This window comes from Phenylobacterium sp. (assembly GCF_025934275.1).
Classification (GTDB): Bacteria; Pseudomonadota; Alphaproteobacteria; order Caulobacterales; family Caulobacteraceae; genus Phenylobacterium.
This window is the reverse complement of the sequence record NZ_JAICYI010000014.1, coordinates 19,178-37,149: the sequence shown is the minus strand read 5'-3', so window position 1 is coordinate 37,149 and position 17,972 is coordinate 19,178. Positions and strand designations below refer to the sequence as shown.

Genomic DNA, 17,972 nt, shown 5'->3' with positions numbered 1-17,972 from the left:
GCGGCGTTGCGAAACGGGTGGCGTCGGCTTTCAATCGGGCTGTCTCAGGAGCCGTCGCATGCGCATCCCCGACGCCAACCTCGCCGAGGTTTTCGACCGCGGCTTCACCGTGGTGGAAAGCTTCCTGGACAAGGAGACGCTGCGCGCCTGCCAGGAGGCGCTGTGGGAGATTTATCCGCGCCCGGAGGACTACTTCGCCGATCCCGAAGCGCATCCGAGGTTCGCCCGCAGCCAGTTCGCCGGCCTGCGGTTTTTTCCCTATCCGTCATGGGCGATCAATCGGGTCTGCGTCTACCCGGACCTGATCGATGCGGCCGAGCGCTTCCTGCAGACCACGGAGATCGACTGCTACAAGATCGAGCTCTGGGCCAAATACTCGGGCGCCGTCGACTACGACCAGGCGCATCATCGCGACTACGAGAACCACACCATCGTGGTGCCCCGCGCCGACCAGCTGATGCCGCAGATGACCTGCTTCATCCTGCTCTCGGATGTCACCGAGCTCGACGGACCGACCAAGGCCGTGCCGCTGGAGAAGACGCGCCACATCCCGATCGGGATCACCCGGACGGAGATGGGCGAGTTCTTCGATGACGAGGTGGCGGTGACCGGGCCGGCGGGCTCGATCCTGATCTACAAGACCGACGTCTTCCATCGGGGCTCGAACTTCAAGGCTCCCGGGCGCTCGCGGTTCGTCATGCCGATCGACTTCAAGAAGCGCGGCTGGCGCTGGCAGGGCAAGCTCGCCTGGCCCGACCGGGCGCTCAATCCCGGCTGGAAGGAGGCGATGGTCAAGATGACGCCGCGCCAGCGTGACCTGTTCGGCTGGCCGCCGGCGGGCGATCCCTACTGGAACGCGCAGACGCTGGCGGACGTCGCGCTGCGCTATCCGGGCATCGATCTTTCGCCTTACGGCGCCCACGCGGAAGAGCCCACGCCGGCCGAAGCCTAGGACCCGTCCCTCAGGGTCAGCTTGCCGACGATCAGGTCGTCGATCTCCAGCCGGCCGACCTTGAGCCGCCCGATCGCCAGTCGCCCGATCGCCATGCGTCCGACAGCGACCACGCCGACCGCGATCGCGCCGAGCGCGGCGGCCCCGAGGGCCGAGGCCGTCCAGAACGCGGCCGGAGGCGGCGGCTTGCGGAACGGCAGCGGCTCTCGCTGCGAGAAGCGGGGCCTAAGCGCGTTCATCCAGAGCTCCTCGAACTTCGGCTATGACGCTCGCCCAATCGCCGGGCGCGGGCTGGCGGAAGATTCGCATCGAAGGATACCAGGGGCTGTCGGCGCGGTCCTGCATCCAGCGCCAGTCGGCCAGATGCGGCAGCAGCAGGAAGCAGGGCTTGCCCATCGCACCCGCCAGGTGAGCGACGGCCGTGTCGACGGAGATCACCAGGTCCAGGCCCTCGACGATGCGGCGGGTGTCCTCGAAGTCGCGGGCGCCGGTATCCTCTGGCAGCAGGCTGGTCACGCCGGGCCAGGCCGCGACATTCGCAGCGAGCGCGGGCGGCAGCGAACGCCGCGCGTCGTTGGCGTGGGCCGGGCTCCCCTTGGCGACGAAGCCCTGGCCCGAGCCGACAGGGCGGCTGGGCAGATAGGTTGCCCCCGGCACGGTCTCCAGGCTCACGCCCAGGCGGAACGGCAGCGACGCCAGCATCACCCACGCGTCGTGCGCGGGAAGCGGCTGCCCGCGGGCCACCAGGACCTGGCAGCCCAGGTGGCCGAAGAGCCGCTCCATCGAGGGGCCGCACACGAAGATCGGCTTGATCCCCCTCGCCTGCAGCGACTTCAGGAAGCGGGCGTACTGGATCTGGTCGCCCAGTCCCTGCTCCGGCCAGAGGAGAAGCGTGCGCACCGGCCGACCGTCCCATTCCGGCGTAGGCAGGTCAGGTCTGCGCCTGTCCCCGGGAATCCGCATGCGCGCCTCGAGCAGCGGCCAGCCCTCTGCGTAGCGGCCGAAGCGCATCAGGAGAAAGCCGAGCTGGCGCTCGGCGGTGGGATCGCCGGGGTGCTCGCGCAGCACCTCGCGGCAAACCGCCTCGGCCTCCTCGAACCGTCCAAGCTGCTCCAGCACCAGGGCGAGGCTCAGGCCCGCATTCGCGGCGCGGGTCGCAGCCCACACCGGCTTGAACAGCTGCTCGGCGGCTTCCGGACGACCCGCCTGCAAGGCGGCGAAGCCGAGGTCGAAGGCTTGCTGGACGCTGAGGGTGCGGGTCTGGCCGGGGGCGGAATCGGACACGGGCGCTCGCTCGGTCGGTGAGGCCGCGGATGATTGGAGGCGCGGGCCGCATAAGGCAAGCGCGACCAGATCGCTCATGCCGCCTTCTGCAGCTCCTGCTTCACGCGTTCGGCCAGCGTCTTGATGTCGATCGGCTTGGGCAGGAAGGAGACATTGCTCTCGCCTTCCAGGAGGTCGGAGAACTCACTCTCGGCGTAGCCCGAGATGAACATCACAGGCGCGGACCCGAGATACTGCCGCGCCTGTTTCAACAGGTCAGGGCCCTGCATGCCCGGCATCACCACGTCGGAGATCATCAGGTCGATCTCGCCGGCGTGGCTCTCGGCGATTTCCAGCGCTTCCTCGCCGCTGGCCGCCTCGATCACTTCGTAGCCGCGCGCCCTGAGCAACTTCGCGGCGACGCCTCGCACGGCGTCCTCGTCCTCGACGAACAGGATCCGGCCGGCCCCCGAGAGGTCGCGCGCGGCCGGCCGCTTGGACCGGATCGGCTCCGGCGCCGCCTGGATCACCGCGGCCGCGTGATGCACCGGCAGGAAGATCCGGAACGCCGCGCCCTCGGCCGGCCGGGACTCGACCGAAATCCACCCGTCCGATTGCTTGATGATGCCGTAGACGGTGGCGAGGCCGAGCCCCGTGCCCTCGCCCACCGGTTTGGTGGTGAAGAACGGGTCGAAGATCTTGTCCATGACCTCGGGCGGGATGCCGGATCCGTCGTCGGAGACTTCGATCAGCGCCTGGTCGCCCTCCGCGCCGGGGTAGCCGAGCTCGCGCGCCCGCTCCTGGGAGAGCCGCGCGGTGCGGATGGTCACCGCGCCGCCGCCATGGGCCCGGACCGCGTCGCGCGCATTGACGGCGAGATTCATCACCGCCGTCTCCAGCTGGCCCCGGTCGACGCGCACCTGCGGGAGGTTGCGGCCGTATTCCGTCTCCAGCTTGACGTCCTCGTAGAGCACGCGGCGCAGCAGCACCTCGAACTCGCTGATCAGCTCGCCGAGGTCGAGGATCTCGCGCTGGACGGTCTGCTTGCGCGAGAAGGCCAGCAGCTTGCGGACCAGGTCGGCGGCGCGCGTCGAGATCTGGCGGATCTCGTTCAGGCCCTCGTACGATGGGTCGCCCACCGGATGGCGCGCCGCGAGCACGTCGAGCTGCATGAAGATCGCGGTGAGCAGGTTGTTGAAGTCGTGCGCCACGCCGCCCGCGAGCTGGCCGATGGCCTGCATCTTCTGGCTTTGGGCGAGCTGCAGCTCGATCTGCTTCTGCTCGGAGACGTCGACCAGATAGGCGACCCATCGGCCGTCGGTGCGGGTCAGGTAGAGGTGGGCGATGCGCGCCGGATCGTGCGCCAGCCGGACTTCCAGGGGCGCGCCGGATTTGGCCGCCTCGCCGCGGCGCTGGGCCGCGTCGGCGCGCGAGGCGGGCTCGAGGAGATCGCCGAACACCTGGCCGGGCCCGCCGCCGGCGCCGGCCACGGCCTTCAGCGCCGGATTGGCCTCGACGATGAGGGCCGCGAACGGATCCTCCCCCTCCAGCAGGGCAGCGCCGAACGGCGAGGCCGCGGCGAAGGCGTCCAGCACCTGGGGCGGCGGGCGTCCTGCGCCGGCGACGGCGGCGATCACCTCCATGGCGGCGGGCGGCAGAGCCAGCGCGGCGGCCCCCGGGCCGGTGAGCCGCACGAGGAAGCGCCGCGGCGCGAGCATCGCGACCAGCGCCTCGTGCTCCGCGCCCGCCGCCTTGAGGCTGGCCCGAGCCGGTTCCCCGCGGCGCGCGGCCGACAGGGCCGCGAACAGGCTGGCCGCCGAGACGCCGCCCTTCGGCAGCCGCGGGCTCGGCCCGACCACGGCTCTCCAGGCGGCGTTGGCGGCGACGATCCGGCCGTCGGGCGCGGCGACGGCGGCGGCCTCGGTGAGCGCTCCGATAAGCTTCTCGGCGCCCGCCGCCTCGCTCTCGGCCGCGGGCGCCGCCCCGGCCCGCAGGACAAGCAGCCCGAGCAGCGACACGCCGGCCAGGCCGATCAGCAGCAATAGGCCGGCTTGCGTCGCCGGACCGGCGTTGAGCAACGGCGCGCCGGCGAACACCACTGCGATCAGGAAGAACACCACGGCGGCGGCGGCCAGCGGATCGAAGCTCCGCGTCCCGGCTCTGTCTCGCGACCGCGCGGCCATGGCGAGCTCAAGGATCTCCGAATCACTCAAGGGTTGCTCCGGCATGATGTCACAGGGCCCGCGCCGTGGCACGGCGGGCGCCGGAGAGGATGAAGCCGATGATCTTGGCCACCGCCTGGTAGTGGGCCTGGGGGATCATCTCGTCGACCTCGACCGCGGCATAGAGCGCCCGCGCCAGCGGCGGGTCCTCGATCACCGGGACCTTCGCCTCCTCGGCCACGGCGCGGATCTTCAGGGCCAGGGAGTCCAGGCCCTTCGCCACGCAGACCGGTGCGGCGGACTCGCCCTGCTCGTAGCGCAGCGCCACGGCGTAGTGGGTCGGGTTGGCGATCACCACGGTCGCAGTCGGCACCGCCTGCATCATCCGGCGGCGGGCGCGCTCCAGGCGGATCTGCTTCTGCCGGCCCTTCACCTGCGGGTCGCCTTCCGACTGGCGGAAGTCCTCCTTCACCTCGGCCTTGCTCATCCGCATGCGCGTCATGAACCGCTGCCGCTGGAACAGCCAGTCGGCGCCGGCGACCAGCAGCAGGAAGCCTACGGTCGCGAACACCAGCCGCCGCAGGACGTCGGCGGCGAACGGCAGCATGGCGGTGGGATCGAGCGCGGCGAGGCCGGCCAGCTCCGACCAGTGCGGCGCGAGCACCCACCAACCGATCACCCCGGTCGCGGTCACCTTCAGCAGCGACTTCACGAAGTGGGCCAGGCTGTCGAGCCCGAACATCCGCCGCAAACCAGCCAGCGGCGACAGCTTCGAGAGCTGCGGACGCAGGCGGGATGGCGTGAACAGGAAGCCGGTCTGCACGAGGTTGCCGGCAGCGCCGGCCAGCGCCGCGGCGGCCATCACCGCGATCAGCACCGGCGCGCCGGCGATCATCGCCTGGCGCGCCACATCGACCGGCCCGTCGCCCTCCATCCGGATCGTATCGGCGCGCGCCAGGAACGGCACGAGCGCGGCGGCCAGGTTGCGCGCCAGCCAGCCGCCGGCGGTGGCGATGACCGCCGCGGCGGCCGCCAGCGAGGCGAGCGAGGCGAGGTCCGGCGTCTTGACGACGTCGCCCTGTTCACGCGCGCGCTGCAGTTTCCGGGGTGTCGGCTCTTCTGTCCGCGAGGCGGCGTCGTTCGTGTCGCTCATCGCCTCACGCCCCGAACGCGGCGAGCAGGTCGCGGTAGCGGTCAACCCAGACCAGGCCGATCGCGCCGAGGCTGAGGGCGAACACCGACAGCCCGAGGAGCAGCTGCAGCGGCGTGGCCACGAAGAACACCTGGAACTGCGGCATCACCCGCCCGACCAGGCCGGTGGCGATGCTGAACACCAGCGAGAAGACGATCACGGGCGCCGCGAGCTGCAGGCCGAGCGCGAAGGATCGCGCCACCGTCTGGATCGCCAGCTGGCCGGCGTCATTGACGGGCGCAGCCTTGCTGAACGGGAAGATCGCATAGGACCGCACGATCGCGCCCAAAAAGAGGTGGTGCAGGTCGGTGGTCATGATGAGCAACAGGCCCATCAGCCCCAGGAACGTCCCGAGACTGGTCGACGGCTGCGCCTCGGACGGATTGGCGGTCTGCGCGAAGGACAGCGTGGTCTGGATCGAGACGAGCTCACCGGCCGTCGCAAGCGCGGTCATGAACAATCTGAGGATGGCCCCAAGCATCAGGCCGATCAGCACCTCCTTGATGATCGAGCCGCCGAGGCCGCCCACGTCGGCGGGCATCGGCGGCGCGCCTGCCGAAAGGACCGGGAACAGCATCAGCGCCATGACAAAGGCGAAGGACAGCCGGATGCGCGGCGGCACGTAGCCTTCGCCGAGCCCCGGGATCAGCATCACGATCGCGCCCAGGCGGGCGAAGATCAGGGCGGCGGCGTAGACCTGCTGGGCGGCGGCGTAGTGCTCCATGGCCGGCGCGCGGCTACATGGCTGCGATGCGTTCGGCGATGTGGCGCATGAAGCTGCTCATCAGCGCGCCCATCAGCGGCAGGAAGATCAACAGGCTGATGAAGATCGCCACGATCTTCGGCGCATAGACCAGCGTCGCTTCCTGGATCTGGGTGAGCGCCTGGAACAGCCCGACGCCGACGCCCACGACCAGGCCTACGATCAGCACCGGCGCGCAGAGCTGGATGGTCAGCCAGATGGCGTCGCGCCCGACGTCCAGAACCTCGGCGCCGTTCATCGAGAACCCTTTCGAACGCAACTGGAACCGGCGGCCCGGCGCGGCTCCTCCAGCTTCGGACGGGTATGGTTAACGAACGGCTACCCGGGCGCTCGCCCGCGGCGAGGACGGCGCGGCGCAATACACTTTTCCGCGACCGCGAGGGACCTAGGCGCTGCACGCCGCGTTCAGCCCGCCGGAGAGCAACTTGGAAGGCTGACAGGCATGTGGAAAAGCCTCGTCTCCGCCGCGGCGCTCATCGTCGTCGCCAAGCCGGCCCTGGCCGAGACTTGGCACGTCATGGGCGCGACCCCTGCGGAGCTGTTGTTGATGGAGACCGACACCCGCTTCGTGCACTCGAACGGCGACGTGAGCGTCTGGACCTCCTCGGTGAAGGTCGGCGAGAAGGAGGAGCCGGTGGTCAAGGCGCGGTGGGAAGTCTCCTGCATCGGCGATCCCCGCATCCGGCCGCAGATGGTGATCTGGTTCGACGGCGAGCTGAAGAGCAAGGACACCTGGCTCGCCAAGTCCAAGGAACCCTTCCAGCCGATCGTGCCGGGCTCGCGCGGTGAGCTCACCTGGGAATACGCCTGCGGGAAGAAGTCGTGGCCGATTTCCGTCTCCGGCTCGTTCGGCGAGGTGACCGGCGCCTACGCGAACGCCCTGGCCAAGCTCGTCAACGCCTCGGACGAGGAACAGGTCGAGGCGAAGTAGCCGCGGCGCGAATCGCAGCGTCCAGCGCGCGGGCGGCCTCTGCGGGCGTGGCCTTGGCCCGGTCGCGGTCGACGCTGTAGTTCGCCGAACGCATGGCTTCGACGCTGATCTTGCCGATCAACGGCTGCAGGGCGGCGCGCAACCGCGCATCGCCGGCGCGCTTCGGCGAGATCAACACCACCGCATCATAGGGCGGGATCGCGCCCTTCGGGTCCGCGAGCACGACCAGGTGCTGCGCCGCGATCCGGCCATCGGAGGAGAAGGCGGAGATCACGTCGACCTCGCCGTCGGTCAGCGCACGGTACATGAAAGTCGGCTGGTAGGACCGCTCCGCGCTGAATGCGAGGCCATAGGCCGTCTTCACAGCCTTCCACTCGGGCCGCGAAAGGAACTCCAGGTCCGAGCCCAGGGTCAGGCGCGGCGCCTCGCGGGCGAGGTCGGAGATCGAGGCGATATGCAGCGCGCCGGCGCGATCGGGCCGCATCGCGAAGGCGTAGGCGTTCTCGAAGCCGAGCGAGCCCAGGACGACGACGCCGTCACGCCGCCTCAGCTCCGCCGTCAGTTCGCGCAACACCGCCGCCCGCCCCGGATTGTCGGTCCGCTGCAGCACATTGGTCCAAAGGGTGCCGGAATAGTCGACGTAGGCGTCGATTTCGCCGGCGGCGAGCGCGCGGTAGGCGACCGCCGAACCCAGGTCCTCCTTGCGCGTCACGCGGGCGCCTCGCGCCTCCAGGCGGTCGGCCATCAGCTCGGCCAGGATGTATTGCTCCGAGAAATTCTTGGCGCCGATGACATAGCTGGCGGGACGTCCGAAGCTGAGCAATGGGGTGATCGCCAGCGCGGCTCCGGCCAGCAGCGCGATCACCGCCCCGAGCGCCAGCGGGCGCGACCGGCGGCGGGCGGAGACCTCGAGAAGACCGAGCAGCTGGTCGGCGATCAGCGCCAGGGCGGCCGAGGCCACGCAGCCGAACAGCACGAACACCCAGTTCTCGGTCTGCAGGCCGGCGAAAATGTAGTTGCCGAGGCTGGTCTGGCCGACCGGCGTGGACAGCGTCGCCGCCCCGATGGTCCAGACCGCGGCGGTGCGGACGCCCGCCATGATCACCGGCGCGGCGAGCGGCAGCTCCACCTGCAGCAGCTTCTGGCGGGGCGTCATGCCGACGCCGTCGGCGGCCTCGCGGATCGCCGGATCGACGCCAAGCACGCCCGCCACGCCGTTCCGCAGAATCGGCAGCATGGAATAGAGCGTCAGCGCCAGCAGCGAGGGCAGAAACCCGAGCGCCGGAAAGCTCACGCCCACCGTCGCGCGGGTCAGCGCCGAGAGCGCCAGGAGCAGCGGATAGAACAGCGCCAGCAGGGCGAGGCTGGGGATGGTCTGGATCAGGCTCGCGAACGCCAGCACCGGCCAGCGGAGCCGTATGCTGCGGCTGGCGGCGACCGCCAGCGGCAGGCTGATCGCCACTCCGAGGGCAAGCGCGCTCAGGCTCAGCACCACGTGCCAGGCGAGATAGCCGGGCAGCAGCGCCCACGCCGCGGCGACGCGCGCGCTCATCCGGTCGCTCCGGAGAGCCTCGCCTGCAAACGATCGGCCTGCCGCTTGGGCGCCTCCAGCAGGGCGCGGACGTCCGGGTCGGTGGCGCGGGCCAGGAGTTCGGCGGGCTTTCCATCCGCCACGATACGCCCGGCCGAGAGCACCACGACCCGGTCGGCCAGCAGGACGGCCTCGGTCATGTCGTGAGTGACCATCAGCGTGGTGAGTCCGAGCCGCTCGTGCAGGTCGCGATAGTCGGCGCCGAGCTGATCGCGGGTCAGCGGATCGAGCGCGCCGAACGGCTCGTCCATCAGCATGATCGCGGGCTCGGCCGCGAGCGCGCGGGCGACCCCGACCCGTTGCCGCTGGCCGCCCGAAAGCTCCGCCGGGGCCCGGCCGGCGACCTCCCGGGGGAGAGCGACGAGATCCAGGAGCGTCGCTGTCCGCGCTGCGATCCGGCCCCGGTCCCAGCCCAGAAGCCTCGGCGTGACGCCGATGTTTTCCGCCACGCTCAGATGAGGAAACAGGCCGATCTCTTGGAAAACATATCCGATCCGGCGGCGAAGCTCGTGGGGCGCGATCGCCTCAGCCGCCTCGCCTTCAACGCGGATTCGGCCCGCGTCCGGAGCGACCAGGCGGTTGATGGTCTTCAACAGCGTGGTCTTGCCGGACCCCGAGCCGCCGACCAGGGCGACGAACTCGCCTTGCGTGACGCGCAAGGTGACGTCCGCGAGCGCGACCAGGGCGCCGTAGCGCTTGGCCACTCCCTCGAGCTCGATCGCCGCCGCCCCCGCCATGGCGAAGGCCTAGCAGATCGCGCTCAGATCGGCATGCGCATGATTTCCTGATAGGCGCCGATCACCTGGTCGCGGATCGCCATCACCGTCTCCAGGTTGGTCTCGGCGTTCGCCACCGCCGTCACCACGTCGACGAGCTGGGCCTTGCCCTGGACCTGGTTGGTCATCTGGGTCTCGGCGGCCTTGGACGCGCTCACCGCATCGCCCATCACCGACTTCAGGATGTCGCCGAACCCATGCGCCTTTGGCGCCTCGCCGGCCGCGCCGGCGATATCGGTGGCGAGGTTGCTCTGCGCAGCGGCGTAGGCCTTGGCGGCGGCGAGCGCGGTCATCATGGCCCGGCGTCCCCGCTACTTCTTCAGGAGGTCGAGGGTGCGCGCGTCCATCGTCCGCGCCGTATCGATGACGTTCAGGTTGGCGTCGTAGGCCCGCTGCGCCTCGCGCATGTCCAGGGCCTCGATCAGCGGATCGACGTTGGGCAGCTTGACCTCGCCCTTGGCGTCGGCGGCCGGGTTGCCGGGGTCGTAGGCGGTCCTGAACGGCCGCGGATCCGGCCGGACCCGGGCCATCCGCACGCCCGTGCCGCCCGCGACCGGCGTCGGCTCGAAGATCGGCTCCTGGCGCCGGTAGGGCGTCCCGCCCTTGGTCCTGGCGGTGGAGTCCGCATTGGCCAGGTTCTCGGCGATGATCCGCATCCGCCCCTGTTGGGCGCGCAGGGCGGAGGCGGCGATCGCCTGGGCGGTGGCGGCGGGCGTGCTGATATCTGCCATGGCGAACTCCTAGGGCCTAGCTGTGTCCGGGCGCGCGGGCGGCGAGCCGGATCAGGCTGAGCGCCTTCTGGTAGAAAGTGATGGCGGCGTCGTAGTCCATCCGGGCCTCACCCATCTTCATCATCTCCTCCTCCAGGACGACGGAGTTGCCGTCGAGCCGGGTCTCGGAATCGCGGGTGATGATCGGCTTGGCGGCCTCGGTCCCGGCGTGGGGCGGCGCCATGTGCCCGGGCTCGGTTGCGGCCATCGCCTGCGGCCCGGCGGCCTGGGCGGTCTGCATCTGGGCCTGGAACTGGAACGGCGTCAGCTCGCGCGGCGCGAAGCCGGGCGTGTCCGCGTTCGCCACGTTTTCGGCGATCACCTGCTGGCGCTGGGTGAGGTAGTTCAGCCGCCCGCGCAGCATCGCGAGCAGCGGGATTTCGGCGGTGTCCATGCCCCAAAAGGTGAAGAAACAGGGTTAATCGGCGATTAAGGGATTCAGCCCTGACTGCGGCCCAAGTCTCCCCCTTGGCCGAAGCGTCCATGGACTTCGCCTATTTTCTCAGGGCCGTGTTCGGGCTCGCCGTGACCCTGGGTCTGCTGGGCCTCGCGGCCGTGGCGTTGCGCCGGTATGGGCCGGGCGCGCTCGCGCGCTTCGGCGCGCCGATGTCCCGCGAACGCAGGCTGGCGGTGGTCGAGACCCTGGTGCTCGATCCTTCGCGCCGGCTGGTGCTGGTGGCCTGCGACGGCCACGAGCAGCTGATCCTGCTGGGCGAAGGCCGGGTGATCGGGCCCGTGGCGGCGCGCAAGGGCCGCGGCTGATGCGCGAGCTCTTCAAGGCGATCCGCGAGCTTCCCGCCGCCGAGTGGCGGCGGGCCGCGGGCCTGGCGGCGCTCACCACCCTGCTGTGCCTCGTCTTTCCCGCGGCGGCGGCGGCGCAGGCGGTGAACATCAACCTGGGCAGCGGCGCGGGACTCACCGACCGCGTCGTCCAGCTGATCGGGTTGCTCACGGTGCTTTCGCTCGCGCCGTCGATCGTGATCATGACCACCTCCTTCGTGCGGATTGTGGTGGTGCTCAGCCTGCTGCGCACGGCGATGGGCCTGCAGCAAAGCCCGCCGAACGCGGTGATCATCTCGCTGTCGCTGTTCCTGACCGCGATCGTCATGGGCCCGACCTTCGAGAAGTCCTACCAGGACGGCATCAAGCCTCTCCTGGACCACCAGATCGAGCTGCCCCAGGCGTTCGACGCCGCCGGCGCGCCGGTGAAGGCCTTCATGCTGAGCCAGGTGGACCGCGGCGATCTCGCCCTGTTCGTGCGGCTCTCCAAGATCCCCCGACCGGCAACCCTCGCCGACACGCCGATCCGGGTGGTGACGCCCGCGTTCATGATCAGCGAGCTCAAGCGCGCCTTCGAGATCGGCTTCCTGCTGTTCGTGCCGTTCCTGGTCATCGACCTCGTCGTGGCCAGCGTCCTCATGAGCATGGGCATGATGATGCTGCCGCCGGTGGTGGTCTCGCTTCCCTTCAAGCTGATCTTCTTCGTGCTGGTCGACGGCTGGCGGCTGGTGGCGGGCAGCTTGGTGCAGAGCTTCCAGCACCCGGTCGGAGGCTAGGCCGGCGGCAGGTCGGGGAAGGGAATCGGCTCGGCCGGCGCGTCCATCGGCTGAAGCTCGAGCCCCCAGTAGCCCACGTCGCGCCAGGCGCCGAGCTTGAGGCCCACCTCCCGATAGACGCCGACAGGGCGGAAGCCCATGGCCTCGTGCAGGCCGACGCTGGCCTCGTTCGGCAGCGTGATGCCGGCGAACGCCATGTGGAATCCCTGTCGGCGGAGGATCTCGAAGAGCGCGCGGTAGAGCGCCCGCCCGAGGCCGCGCCGGCGGGTGCGCTCGGCGTTGTAGACGCTGACATTGACGCTCCATCGGTAGGCGTCGCGCGAGGCGTGCGGGCTGGCGTAGGCGTAGCCGGCCACGCCGGCCTCGTCCTCGAAGACCAGCCACGGGTGCATCTCCAACGTCGTCTCGATGCGCCGCGCCATCTCCTCCGACGTCGGCGCCGCCGTCTCGAATGAGATGATCCTGGCCTCGACGATCGGGGCGTAGATGGCGGCGATCGCCGCCGCGTCGGCCGCCGTCGCCGGGCGGATCATCCCTTGGCCGCGGGGGACGCAGCCTCCGCGCGCTTGGCCGCCGGCGGCGGCTTGGCAGGCGCGAGCGGCGGCCGCGGCTCCCGGAACCGGACCTTCATCTTCGCCACCCAGCCCTCGAACATCTCGTCGTCGGCGCTGATGCGGCCGAAGTCGGCGACGTTGATCCGTCCGCCCGCGACGCCCGCCAGCGCGATCTTGAGCGCCTCGGGATTGTGAGCCCCGTCAACGAACCCCTGATACTGCTGGCGCAGGCGGGCCAGCGCCGCGTCGTCGCCGGCCAGGCTGAAAGCCACGCCGGCGCGCAACAGACGCCCTTCCTCCTCGGCGCTCAGCGGCGCTGCGGTCTTGTAGCGGTCCCCCAGGCTCTTTTCGTAGAGCGACCCGGCGGCGGCCCAGTTCTTCTCTTTCCAGGTGATCTCGGCGCGGAGGTCGCGGGCGTCCGGGGAATTGTCCTTCTCGAGGATCTCCAGGGCGGTGTCGAACTTGCCGACGCCGGTCCAGGCACGCGCCTCGATGAGCCGGCGCTGGGCGTTGAGCGCGGCCGGAAGGATGGTCGTACGCGAGCCGTTGATCGCGTCGATCGCCTGCTCCGGCTTCTTGTCCATCAGGTAGATCAGGGCCAGATCGGTGGCGACCTGCGCCTTGGGCACGCCGTCGAGGCGATTGTCGGCCTGGTACTTCAGCAATTCCGCCGCCTGGTCCAGGAGGTCGACGTCGACCAGCCGGCGGACCAGCTTGCGCACCATGGCGTCGCCGTCGGCCCCGATCGGGGTCAGCTCCTTGAAGTCGTAGAACAGGGCCAGCGCCTGCACGGGTTCGAGCCCGTCGGCGAGTCCGTCGAGGAACAGCGCCCGGAAGGCGGCGTTCAGGTCGGCCTGCAACTGCAGCGCCTCCGGCGAATCCGGGGTCATGCGCGGCGCCGAACGCAACGCCTCGAGCGCCTCGCGGTAGCGGCCCTGGCTCAGGTACAGCTGGCCGAGCGCGCGGATGGCGTCGAGCTCGGTGGCGTCGCCGCGCCACCGGTAACGGATCTCGTCGAACACGCCCGCCGCCTGCACCGGCGTCACCTTGCCGGTCGCGAGCTGGATCTGGGTGGCGTGCAGCAGGGCCGGAGCGGAGAGGTATTCGGCCGGCGCCCGGGCGATCGCCTGGTACATGCGCAGCGCCCGCTCCTGGTGGCCCTGAGCCTCGATGATGCGCGCCTGCAGGAGCCGGCTCGCCAGCTCCTCGTAGACATCGGTCTTCTCCATCAGCGCCAGCCGGATCCGGGCGTCCGCGGCGTTGAGGTCGCCTTGCGCGAGGGAAGCCTTGGCGTCGGCGCGGGCGAAGCGGGCCCGCCAGACTGCCGGGAACATCTCGTACGCTTGGGCGCCCTTGGCGAACTGGGCGTGGGCCTCGCTCCACTGGGCCAACTGAGAGGCGACATAGGCGCGCCAGAGCGCCGCGGACGGATCCTCCGCCAGCGCCGGCGAGGCGAGATCGGCGTCGGCCTCCTTGTAGCGGCGCGCCATCACCCGGGCGATGCCGCGCAGGCCGCGGAATTCGGGCGAATCCAGCAGCTTCGGCTGGATGTGGGCGGCCTGGTTCAGGACCCCGATGGCCTCGAAGGAGAGCTCCGAGCCGACCAGGAAGCGGGCGAGCGCCATGTGCGCGGCGGTGGGCGCGGCCGCGCCGGTCTTGGCCTCCTCGGCGGCGGCCTCCGAGAGCAGGGCGTTGTAGCGGGCGAGGAAACCGCGGGAGCCGGTCCTGGGCCAGTTGTCCACGTCGATCAGCGCCGGCAGGGCGGCCGCGCGCGGCGCGCCGAGCAGAGCCTGCTCCTGGTTCCGCGTCGCCCAGGCGGGCGACAGCGCCAGGCCGGCTGGCCGGCCGATGTGGACGATGTCGCCGTCGTGGCTGACCGCCAGGTCGTCGACGTAGCTCTCGACGGCGAGCCCCTGCGCCGATGGCAGCAGCGCCATCTGGACGTATTCCCGCCGCGAGGGCAGGCCCTTCGAAGGGCCCAGCGCCGTGACGACGGTGACGGTGTCGCCGACGATCGGATCGGCGACCTGCAGCACGCTCGTCGCCCCGGCGACCGGCGCCTTCAGGGTAGCAGGACCGAGCGCCTCGTCGCGGGTCACGTGGACCAGCGCCGGCTGGCCCTGGCCCCCCGGACCGAGCGCGATGGTCCAGCTGGGCCCGAGCGCGGTGGCGAACACCGGGATCTGGTGAGCCGCCTTGATGCGGACCGCCACGTAGTCCTTGCCGCGGAGCACCTCCAGGCTTTCGAATTGCTTGAGGCCCTTGGGCGCCTTGGCCACGTCGATCGCCGCGGAGGCGTCGAACACCACCCAGACCGCATCGCCGCGCTTGAACACCGCCGCGCCGGCCGGATGGGCCCACGGGAAGGTGAGCAGCACCTGGCCGTTGGCGAGCCTGGACTGCATGCGGACCACCCCGCCGGGCGGGACCGGGTCGGGCCGGGACGGCTCGGGGGGTTTGGCGGCCGGCGGCGCGGGCGGCTTGGCGAAGATGTTGACGAAGACGTCGCCGTCGGCCGCGCCGACCGTGTAGTCGGCGTCGTCCGCGAGGGTGACGACCAGCTCGAGCCGGCCGCCTGCGTGGCGTTTCTCGGCCGTCTTGATCCAGCGCGGCGGGTCGGTGTGCAGCCGCGCGATGTCCGGATCGGCGTCGCGGGCGAAGTCGAGGATCAGGTTCGCGCCCTCGCGGCGGGCGCGCATCGCGCCCGCGCCGTGAATCTCGAGCCGCGAGAAGTCGGCGGCCTGCGCGACGTGGACCTCCACGCCGCCGCGCGGCGCACGGCGCGGGACGACCGCGCCCGCCGGAGCCGCGACAGTGGCGACGCAGACCGCCGCGACGCTCGCGCGCAGGGTCTGGCGAAGGTCCATCGATCAGCCGGCCTTCGGCGGGCTCGCGGCCGGCGGCGCAGCGACGGGCGCGGCCACGGGCGTGGCAGGCGCCTGGGCGGCGGGCGCGGCCCCCTTCGCAGGCTCCGCCGAGGCGGTGGCGGACGCCGGGGCGTGCTTGCGCGGAGCCGCCTTGTGCGCATGGCGGACCGGCTTGGCGGCGGGCTTCGGCGGCCGCGCCGCCGGCGCGGCGGTCTGCGGCGAACCGGCCTGGGCCGCAGCCGCCTCAGCCTTGGCGTCGGCGGTGGCCGCGAGCGTCTGGGCGGCGGCGAAGCGCCTGGCGAGGGCCTCGGTGAGCTTCTTGGCGTCGGCCGGCGGCATCTGGGCGACAATGGCCGAGAGCGACCGCTCCTTCATCTTGGCGGCGATCGGGATGCGGACCGAATCGTCCAGCAGCACCATCCGCGGCGCGGCGTCCCGGGCCTTCATGCTCTCGAAGACCTTGACCAGGCGATCGATCTCGGAGGCCTCGCGGCCGTCGGCCTGGCTGAGCAGCGCCTGGACGTCCGACTTCAGGCCATCTAGCGCCTTGGCCTTGGCGTCGAGCTTGGCCTCGGCGGCCGCGAGCAGGGCGAGCTGGGTGTCGAGATCGCTCTCGCGCTTGTCGAGCTCGCCGCGCCGCGCGCCGAGATTCTGCAGCACCTGCAGCTCGGCCGGCGAAAGGCCGGCTTCCTTGGCGAGCTCGGCGGCGGTCGGCGCGCAGACGGGCTGCGGCTTGATGCTGGGCGGCGGCAGCGGACCCGGGGCGGGAGCCGCGCCCTTGGATTCGGCCGCGCCGGGCTTGCCGGCCTCGGCCTTGGCGGTCTTCCCGGCCTTGCCCTTGGCCGCGTCCTCGGCGAACGCCTTGGCGCCGGAGAGCAGGCCCGGCAGGTCGCGCGCACCCGCCAGGGCATTGACGGCGAGCACGCCGCCGATGGCGACGCCGACCAGGGGCAGGATGCGTGGAACGGACTTCATCCGCGGCCCCCTTGCCCCAGCCGAAGCGGCGGTTCGTCGAAAAGCTCGTCCTCGACGCTGCGCGGCGGACGCAGGACGAGCGGCTCGGAGACGGCGCCGGGCCGCATGGGCGTCCCCCGGCCCTCGCGGGCGGCGGCCAGCAGCGCCCCGAGCTTGCGCTCCTGGGCCGGGTCGATTTGCGGTTGCGGTACCTCCCGCGCTTGCGCCGGCGCCTGGGTGATCAGCCGCTCCAGCTTGGCGGCGAGCGTGCGGCCCTTCTCGATGCGATCGGCGAGTGTATCGACCGCCTCGTCGGTGGCGGCCCGGAGGTCGGCCAGTCCCTGCTCGGCGCGCTGGGCGGCGGCATTCAGCTCGCGCACCGCGACCGCGAAGCTGTCGTGGCTGTCGCGCAGGCCCTTCAGGCGCCGATTGAGCCGCCAGCCGAGCGCCAGCGCTGCGGCGAGCAGGCCCGCAAGCAGCAGGTTCATGGTGAGAGCGACCAGGCTCATGAGGACCTCTGGACGGCTTGCCGGGCGAGCGGCGGCAAGGGCGCCTCCACGCGGACGGCGATGTGGGAGTTGCGGCGGCCCATGCGGCCGCGGGTGAGCGGGATCGAGCCGGCGCGCAGCTCGACCAGGCTGTCGGGCGTGGCGTTTAGCATGATGGTGTCGCCGACCTTGAGTTCGAGCACCTGTTTCAGCGGCACCTGCTGCTCGTCGAGCACGGCGCGGACGTCCATGGAGGTCGTCCAGAGCTCGCTCGCCAGGTGGCTCTCCCAGATGTTGTCGCGGCCGAACTTCTCGCCCATGAACTGCTGCAGCAGCATCTTGCGGATCGGCTCGAGCGTCGCGTAGGGCAAGAGGAGCTCGATGCGTCCGCCGCGGTCCTCCATGTCGACGCGCAGCTTCACCAGGATCGCGGCGTTGGCCGGCCGGGCGATCGCGGCGAAGCGGGGATTGGTCTCCAGGCGATCGAGGGTGAAGGTGACCGGCGTTAGCGGCTCGAAGGCCGAACGCGCATCGGTCAGCACGACCTGCACCATCTGCTGCACCAGCACGCGTTCGATGGTGGTGTAAGGACGCCCCTCGATGCGCATCGCCGCGGTGCCGCGGCGGCCGCCGAGCAGCACGTCGACGATCGAATAGATCAGGTTGGAGTCGACGGTGAGCAGGCCGTAGTTGTCGAGCTCCTCGGCGCGGAACACAGCCAGGATCGCCGGCAGCGGGATGGAGTTCAGATAGTCGCCGAAGCGGATCGAGGAGATGTTGTCGAGCGAGACCTCGACATTGTCCGAGGTGAAGTTCCGCAGGGACGTCGTCATGTACCGGACGAGCCGGTCGAAGACGATCTCCAGCATCGGGAGGCGCTCGTAGGAGACGAGCGCGGAATTGATGATCGCCCGGATGCCGGTCCGCTCGGCGATCTCCTCGTCGGAGAGGTCGAAGCCAAGCAGGCTGTCGATCTCCTCCTGATTGAGGATCCGCTCCGAGCCGATCAGGCTCTCGCCCGGATGCGCGGCGGGAGCGCCGCCGTCCGCCGGCGCGGCCTCGGTCTCGGCGGCGCCCTGCGTGTCGGCTTCGGTCTCGGTTTCGGTCTCTTCGGCCATGCTTGGTTCGCGACGCGACTGGCGGCCCGGCGGGC

At 70.9% G+C, this 17,972-nt stretch carries 20 protein-coding genes; 4 read left to right on the top strand and 16 right to left on the bottom strand.

What is annotated here, in order from left to right; genetic code table 11:
- Positions 1–58: 58 nt before the first annotated feature.
- Positions 59–952: a phytanoyl-CoA dioxygenase family protein gene (locus Q0W60_RS05510; protein WP_297693372.1), complete on the top strand. Its 894-nt coding sequence runs from the start codon at positions 59–61 to the stop codon at positions 950–952.
- Here the strand turns inward: Q0W60_RS05510 and Q0W60_RS05505 are convergent.
- From Q0W60_RS05505 to fliQ, 6 genes are all read right to left on the bottom strand, one after another.
- Positions 949–1,191 (bottom strand): hypothetical protein, encoded by a 243-nt coding sequence (locus Q0W60_RS05505; protein WP_297693370.1) that lies wholly within the window; start codon positions 1,189–1,191, stop codon positions 949–951. The two genes, Q0W60_RS05510 and Q0W60_RS05505, sit on opposite strands and share 4 nt — an antisense overlap.
- Positions 1,178–2,236, bottom strand: coding sequence for a tetratricopeptide repeat protein (locus Q0W60_RS05500; RefSeq protein WP_297693368.1), 1,059 nt, complete (start codon positions 2,234–2,236; stop codon positions 1,178–1,180). Before Q0W60_RS05500 ends, Q0W60_RS05505 begins: the two co-directional genes overlap by 14 nt.
- 74 nt (positions 2,237–2,310) lie before the next feature.
- Positions 2,311–4,398 carry a cell cycle histidine kinase CckA gene (cckA, locus tag Q0W60_RS05495; RefSeq protein WP_297693412.1) on the bottom strand — a complete coding sequence of 696 codons (2,088 nt, stop codon included), beginning with the start codon at positions 4,396–4,398 and terminating at the stop codon, positions 2,311–2,313.
- A gap of 49 nt (positions 4,399–4,447) precedes the next feature.
- A complete protein-coding gene (gene flhB / locus Q0W60_RS05490; protein WP_297693366.1) occupies positions 4,448–5,530 on the bottom strand; it encodes a flagellar biosynthesis protein FlhB in 1,083 nt (360 codons plus the stop codon).
- Positions 5,531–5,534: 4 nt separating this feature from the next.
- Positions 5,535–6,293, bottom strand: a complete 759-nt coding sequence (gene fliR, locus Q0W60_RS05485) for a flagellar biosynthetic protein FliR (protein ID WP_297693364.1) — start codon at positions 6,291–6,293, stop codon at positions 5,535–5,537.
- A 13-nt stretch (positions 6,294–6,306) separates the two neighbouring features.
- Positions 6,307–6,570 carry a flagellar biosynthesis protein FliQ gene (fliQ, locus tag Q0W60_RS05480; RefSeq protein WP_297693362.1) on the bottom strand — a complete coding sequence of 88 codons (264 nt, stop codon included), beginning with the start codon at positions 6,568–6,570 and terminating at the stop codon, positions 6,307–6,309.
- A gap of 204 nt (positions 6,571–6,774) precedes the next feature.
- Between fliQ and Q0W60_RS05475 the strand changes: the two genes are divergently transcribed.
- Positions 6,775–7,263, top strand: a complete 489-nt coding sequence (locus tag Q0W60_RS05475) for a hypothetical protein (RefSeq protein WP_297693360.1) — start codon at positions 6,775–6,777, stop codon at positions 7,261–7,263.
- On the opposite strand, the gene Q0W60_RS05470 is transcribed toward Q0W60_RS05475, so the two are convergent.
- Genes Q0W60_RS05470 through flgB form a run of 5 tightly spaced genes read right to left on the bottom strand, consistent with a single transcriptional unit; the run spans position 7,226 to position 10,794 of the window.
- A complete protein-coding gene (locus Q0W60_RS05470) occupies positions 7,226–8,815 on the bottom strand; it encodes a glycine betaine ABC transporter substrate-binding protein (protein ID WP_297693358.1) in 1,590 nt (529 codons plus the stop codon). The two genes, Q0W60_RS05475 and Q0W60_RS05470, sit on opposite strands and share 38 nt — an antisense overlap.
- Positions 8,812–9,591: an ABC transporter ATP-binding protein gene (locus tag Q0W60_RS05465; protein ID WP_297693356.1), complete on the bottom strand. Its 780-nt coding sequence runs from the start codon at positions 9,589–9,591 to the stop codon at positions 8,812–8,814. Before Q0W60_RS05465 ends, Q0W60_RS05470 begins: the two co-directional genes overlap by 4 nt.
- A 23-nt stretch (positions 9,592–9,614) precedes the next feature.
- Positions 9,615–9,926 (bottom strand): flagellar hook-basal body complex protein FliE, encoded by a 312-nt coding sequence (locus tag Q0W60_RS05460; protein WP_297693354.1) that lies wholly within the window; start codon positions 9,924–9,926, stop codon positions 9,615–9,617.
- A 15-nt stretch (positions 9,927–9,941) separates the two neighbouring features.
- Positions 9,942–10,361: a flagellar basal body rod protein FlgC gene (gene flgC / locus Q0W60_RS05455; RefSeq protein ID WP_297693352.1), complete on the bottom strand. Its 420-nt coding sequence runs from the start codon at positions 10,359–10,361 to the stop codon at positions 9,942–9,944.
- A gap of 16 nt (positions 10,362–10,377) precedes the next feature.
- The gene (gene flgB / locus Q0W60_RS05450; RefSeq protein WP_297693350.1) at positions 10,378–10,794 is read right to left on the bottom strand and encodes a flagellar basal body rod protein FlgB; all 417 of its coding nucleotides are present in this window, start codon (positions 10,792–10,794) and stop codon (positions 10,378–10,380) included.
- 89 nt (positions 10,795–10,883) lie between these two features.
- On the opposite strand from flgB, the gene Q0W60_RS05445 reads away from it, so the two are divergent.
- Together Q0W60_RS05445 and fliP are read left to right on the top strand one after the other, a co-directional pair.
- A complete protein-coding gene (locus Q0W60_RS05445) occupies positions 10,884–11,162 on the top strand; it encodes a flagellar biosynthetic protein FliO (protein ID WP_297693348.1) in 279 nt (92 codons plus the stop codon).
- Positions 11,159–11,956 carry a flagellar type III secretion system pore protein FliP gene (gene fliP / locus Q0W60_RS05440; protein WP_297693410.1) on the top strand — a complete coding sequence of 266 codons (798 nt, stop codon included), beginning with the start codon at positions 11,159–11,161 and terminating at the stop codon, positions 11,954–11,956. Before Q0W60_RS05445 ends, fliP begins: the two co-directional genes overlap by 4 nt.
- On the opposite strand, the gene Q0W60_RS05435 is transcribed toward fliP, so the two are convergent.
- Genes Q0W60_RS05435 through fliM form a run of 5 tightly spaced genes read right to left on the bottom strand, consistent with a single transcriptional unit; the run spans position 11,953 to position 17,937 of the window.
- Positions 11,953–12,489, bottom strand: coding sequence for an arsinothricin resistance N-acetyltransferase ArsN1 family B (locus Q0W60_RS05435; RefSeq protein ID WP_297693346.1), 537 nt, complete (start codon positions 12,487–12,489; stop codon positions 11,953–11,955). The genes fliP and Q0W60_RS05435 overlap by 4 nt on opposite strands.
- Positions 12,486–15,377: a tetratricopeptide repeat protein gene (locus Q0W60_RS05430; protein WP_297693344.1), complete on the bottom strand. Its 2,892-nt coding sequence runs from the start codon at positions 15,375–15,377 to the stop codon at positions 12,486–12,488. Before Q0W60_RS05430 ends, Q0W60_RS05435 begins: the two co-directional genes overlap by 4 nt.
- Before the next feature lie 3 nt (positions 15,378–15,380).
- Entirely contained in the window at positions 15,381–16,352 is a 972-nt protein-coding gene (locus tag Q0W60_RS05425) for a hypothetical protein (RefSeq protein ID WP_297693342.1), read from the bottom strand.
- Positions 16,349–16,840: a DUF6468 domain-containing protein gene (locus tag Q0W60_RS05420; protein ID WP_297693340.1), complete on the bottom strand. Its 492-nt coding sequence runs from the start codon at positions 16,838–16,840 to the stop codon at positions 16,349–16,351. Before Q0W60_RS05420 ends, Q0W60_RS05425 begins: the two co-directional genes overlap by 4 nt.
- Positions 16,837–17,937 (bottom strand): flagellar motor switch protein FliM, encoded by a 1,101-nt coding sequence (fliM, locus tag Q0W60_RS05415; RefSeq protein WP_297693338.1) that lies wholly within the window; start codon positions 17,935–17,937, stop codon positions 16,837–16,839. The genes Q0W60_RS05420 and fliM overlap by 4 nt, the downstream gene beginning before the upstream one ends.
- Between the last annotated feature and the right edge of the window lie 35 nt (positions 17,938–17,972).

Coding starts and splice junctions, on each gene's coding strand:
- flgC (WP_297693352.1), bottom strand. CDS start 10,361: ATGGCAGATATCAGCACGCCCGCCGCCACCGCCCAGGCGATCGCCGCC.
- Q0W60_RS05430 (WP_297693344.1), bottom strand. CDS start 15,377: ATGGACCTTCGCCAGACCCTGCGCGCGAGCGTCGCGGCGGTCTGCGTC.
- flgB (WP_297693350.1), bottom strand. CDS start 10,794: ATGGACACCGCCGAAATCCCGCTGCTCGCGATGCTGCGCGGGCGGCTG.
- fliQ (WP_297693362.1), bottom strand. CDS start 6,570: ATGAACGGCGCCGAGGTTCTGGACGTCGGGCGCGACGCCATCTGGCTG.
- fliM (WP_297693338.1), bottom strand. CDS start 17,937: ATGGCCGAAGAGACCGAAACCGAGACCGAAGCCGACACGCAGGGCGCC.
- Q0W60_RS05420 (WP_297693340.1), bottom strand. CDS start 16,840: ATGAGCCTGGTCGCTCTCACCATGAACCTGCTGCTTGCGGGCCTGCTC.
- Q0W60_RS05460 (WP_297693354.1), bottom strand. CDS start 9,926: ATGATGACCGCGCTCGCCGCCGCCAAGGCCTACGCCGCTGCGCAGAGC.
- Q0W60_RS05475 (WP_297693360.1), top strand. CDS start 6,775: ATGTGGAAAAGCCTCGTCTCCGCCGCGGCGCTCATCGTCGTCGCCAAG.
- Q0W60_RS05465 (WP_297693356.1), bottom strand. CDS start 9,591: ATGGCGGGGGCGGCGGCGATCGAGCTCGAGGGAGTGGCCAAGCGCTAC.
- cckA (WP_297693412.1), bottom strand. CDS start 4,398: ATGGCCGCGCGGTCGCGAGACAGAGCCGGGACGCGGAGCTTCGATCCG.
- Q0W60_RS05470 (WP_297693358.1), bottom strand. CDS start 8,815: ATGAGCGCGCGCGTCGCCGCGGCGTGGGCGCTGCTGCCCGGCTATCTC.
- Q0W60_RS05425 (WP_297693342.1), bottom strand. CDS start 16,352: ATGAAGTCCGTTCCACGCATCCTGCCCCTGGTCGGCGTCGCCATCGGC.
- Q0W60_RS05435 (WP_297693346.1), bottom strand. CDS start 12,489: ATGATCCGCCCGGCGACGGCGGCCGACGCGGCGGCGATCGCCGCCATC.
- Q0W60_RS05445 (WP_297693348.1), top strand. CDS start 10,884: ATGGACTTCGCCTATTTTCTCAGGGCCGTGTTCGGGCTCGCCGTGACC.
- Q0W60_RS05505 (WP_297693370.1), bottom strand. CDS start 1,191: ATGAACGCGCTTAGGCCCCGCTTCTCGCAGCGAGAGCCGCTGCCGTTC.
- fliR (WP_297693364.1), bottom strand. CDS start 6,293: ATGGAGCACTACGCCGCCGCCCAGCAGGTCTACGCCGCCGCCCTGATC.
- flhB (WP_297693366.1), bottom strand. CDS start 5,530: ATGAGCGACACGAACGACGCCGCCTCGCGGACAGAAGAGCCGACACCC.
- Q0W60_RS05510 (WP_297693372.1), top strand. CDS start 59: ATGCGCATCCCCGACGCCAACCTCGCCGAGGTTTTCGACCGCGGCTTC.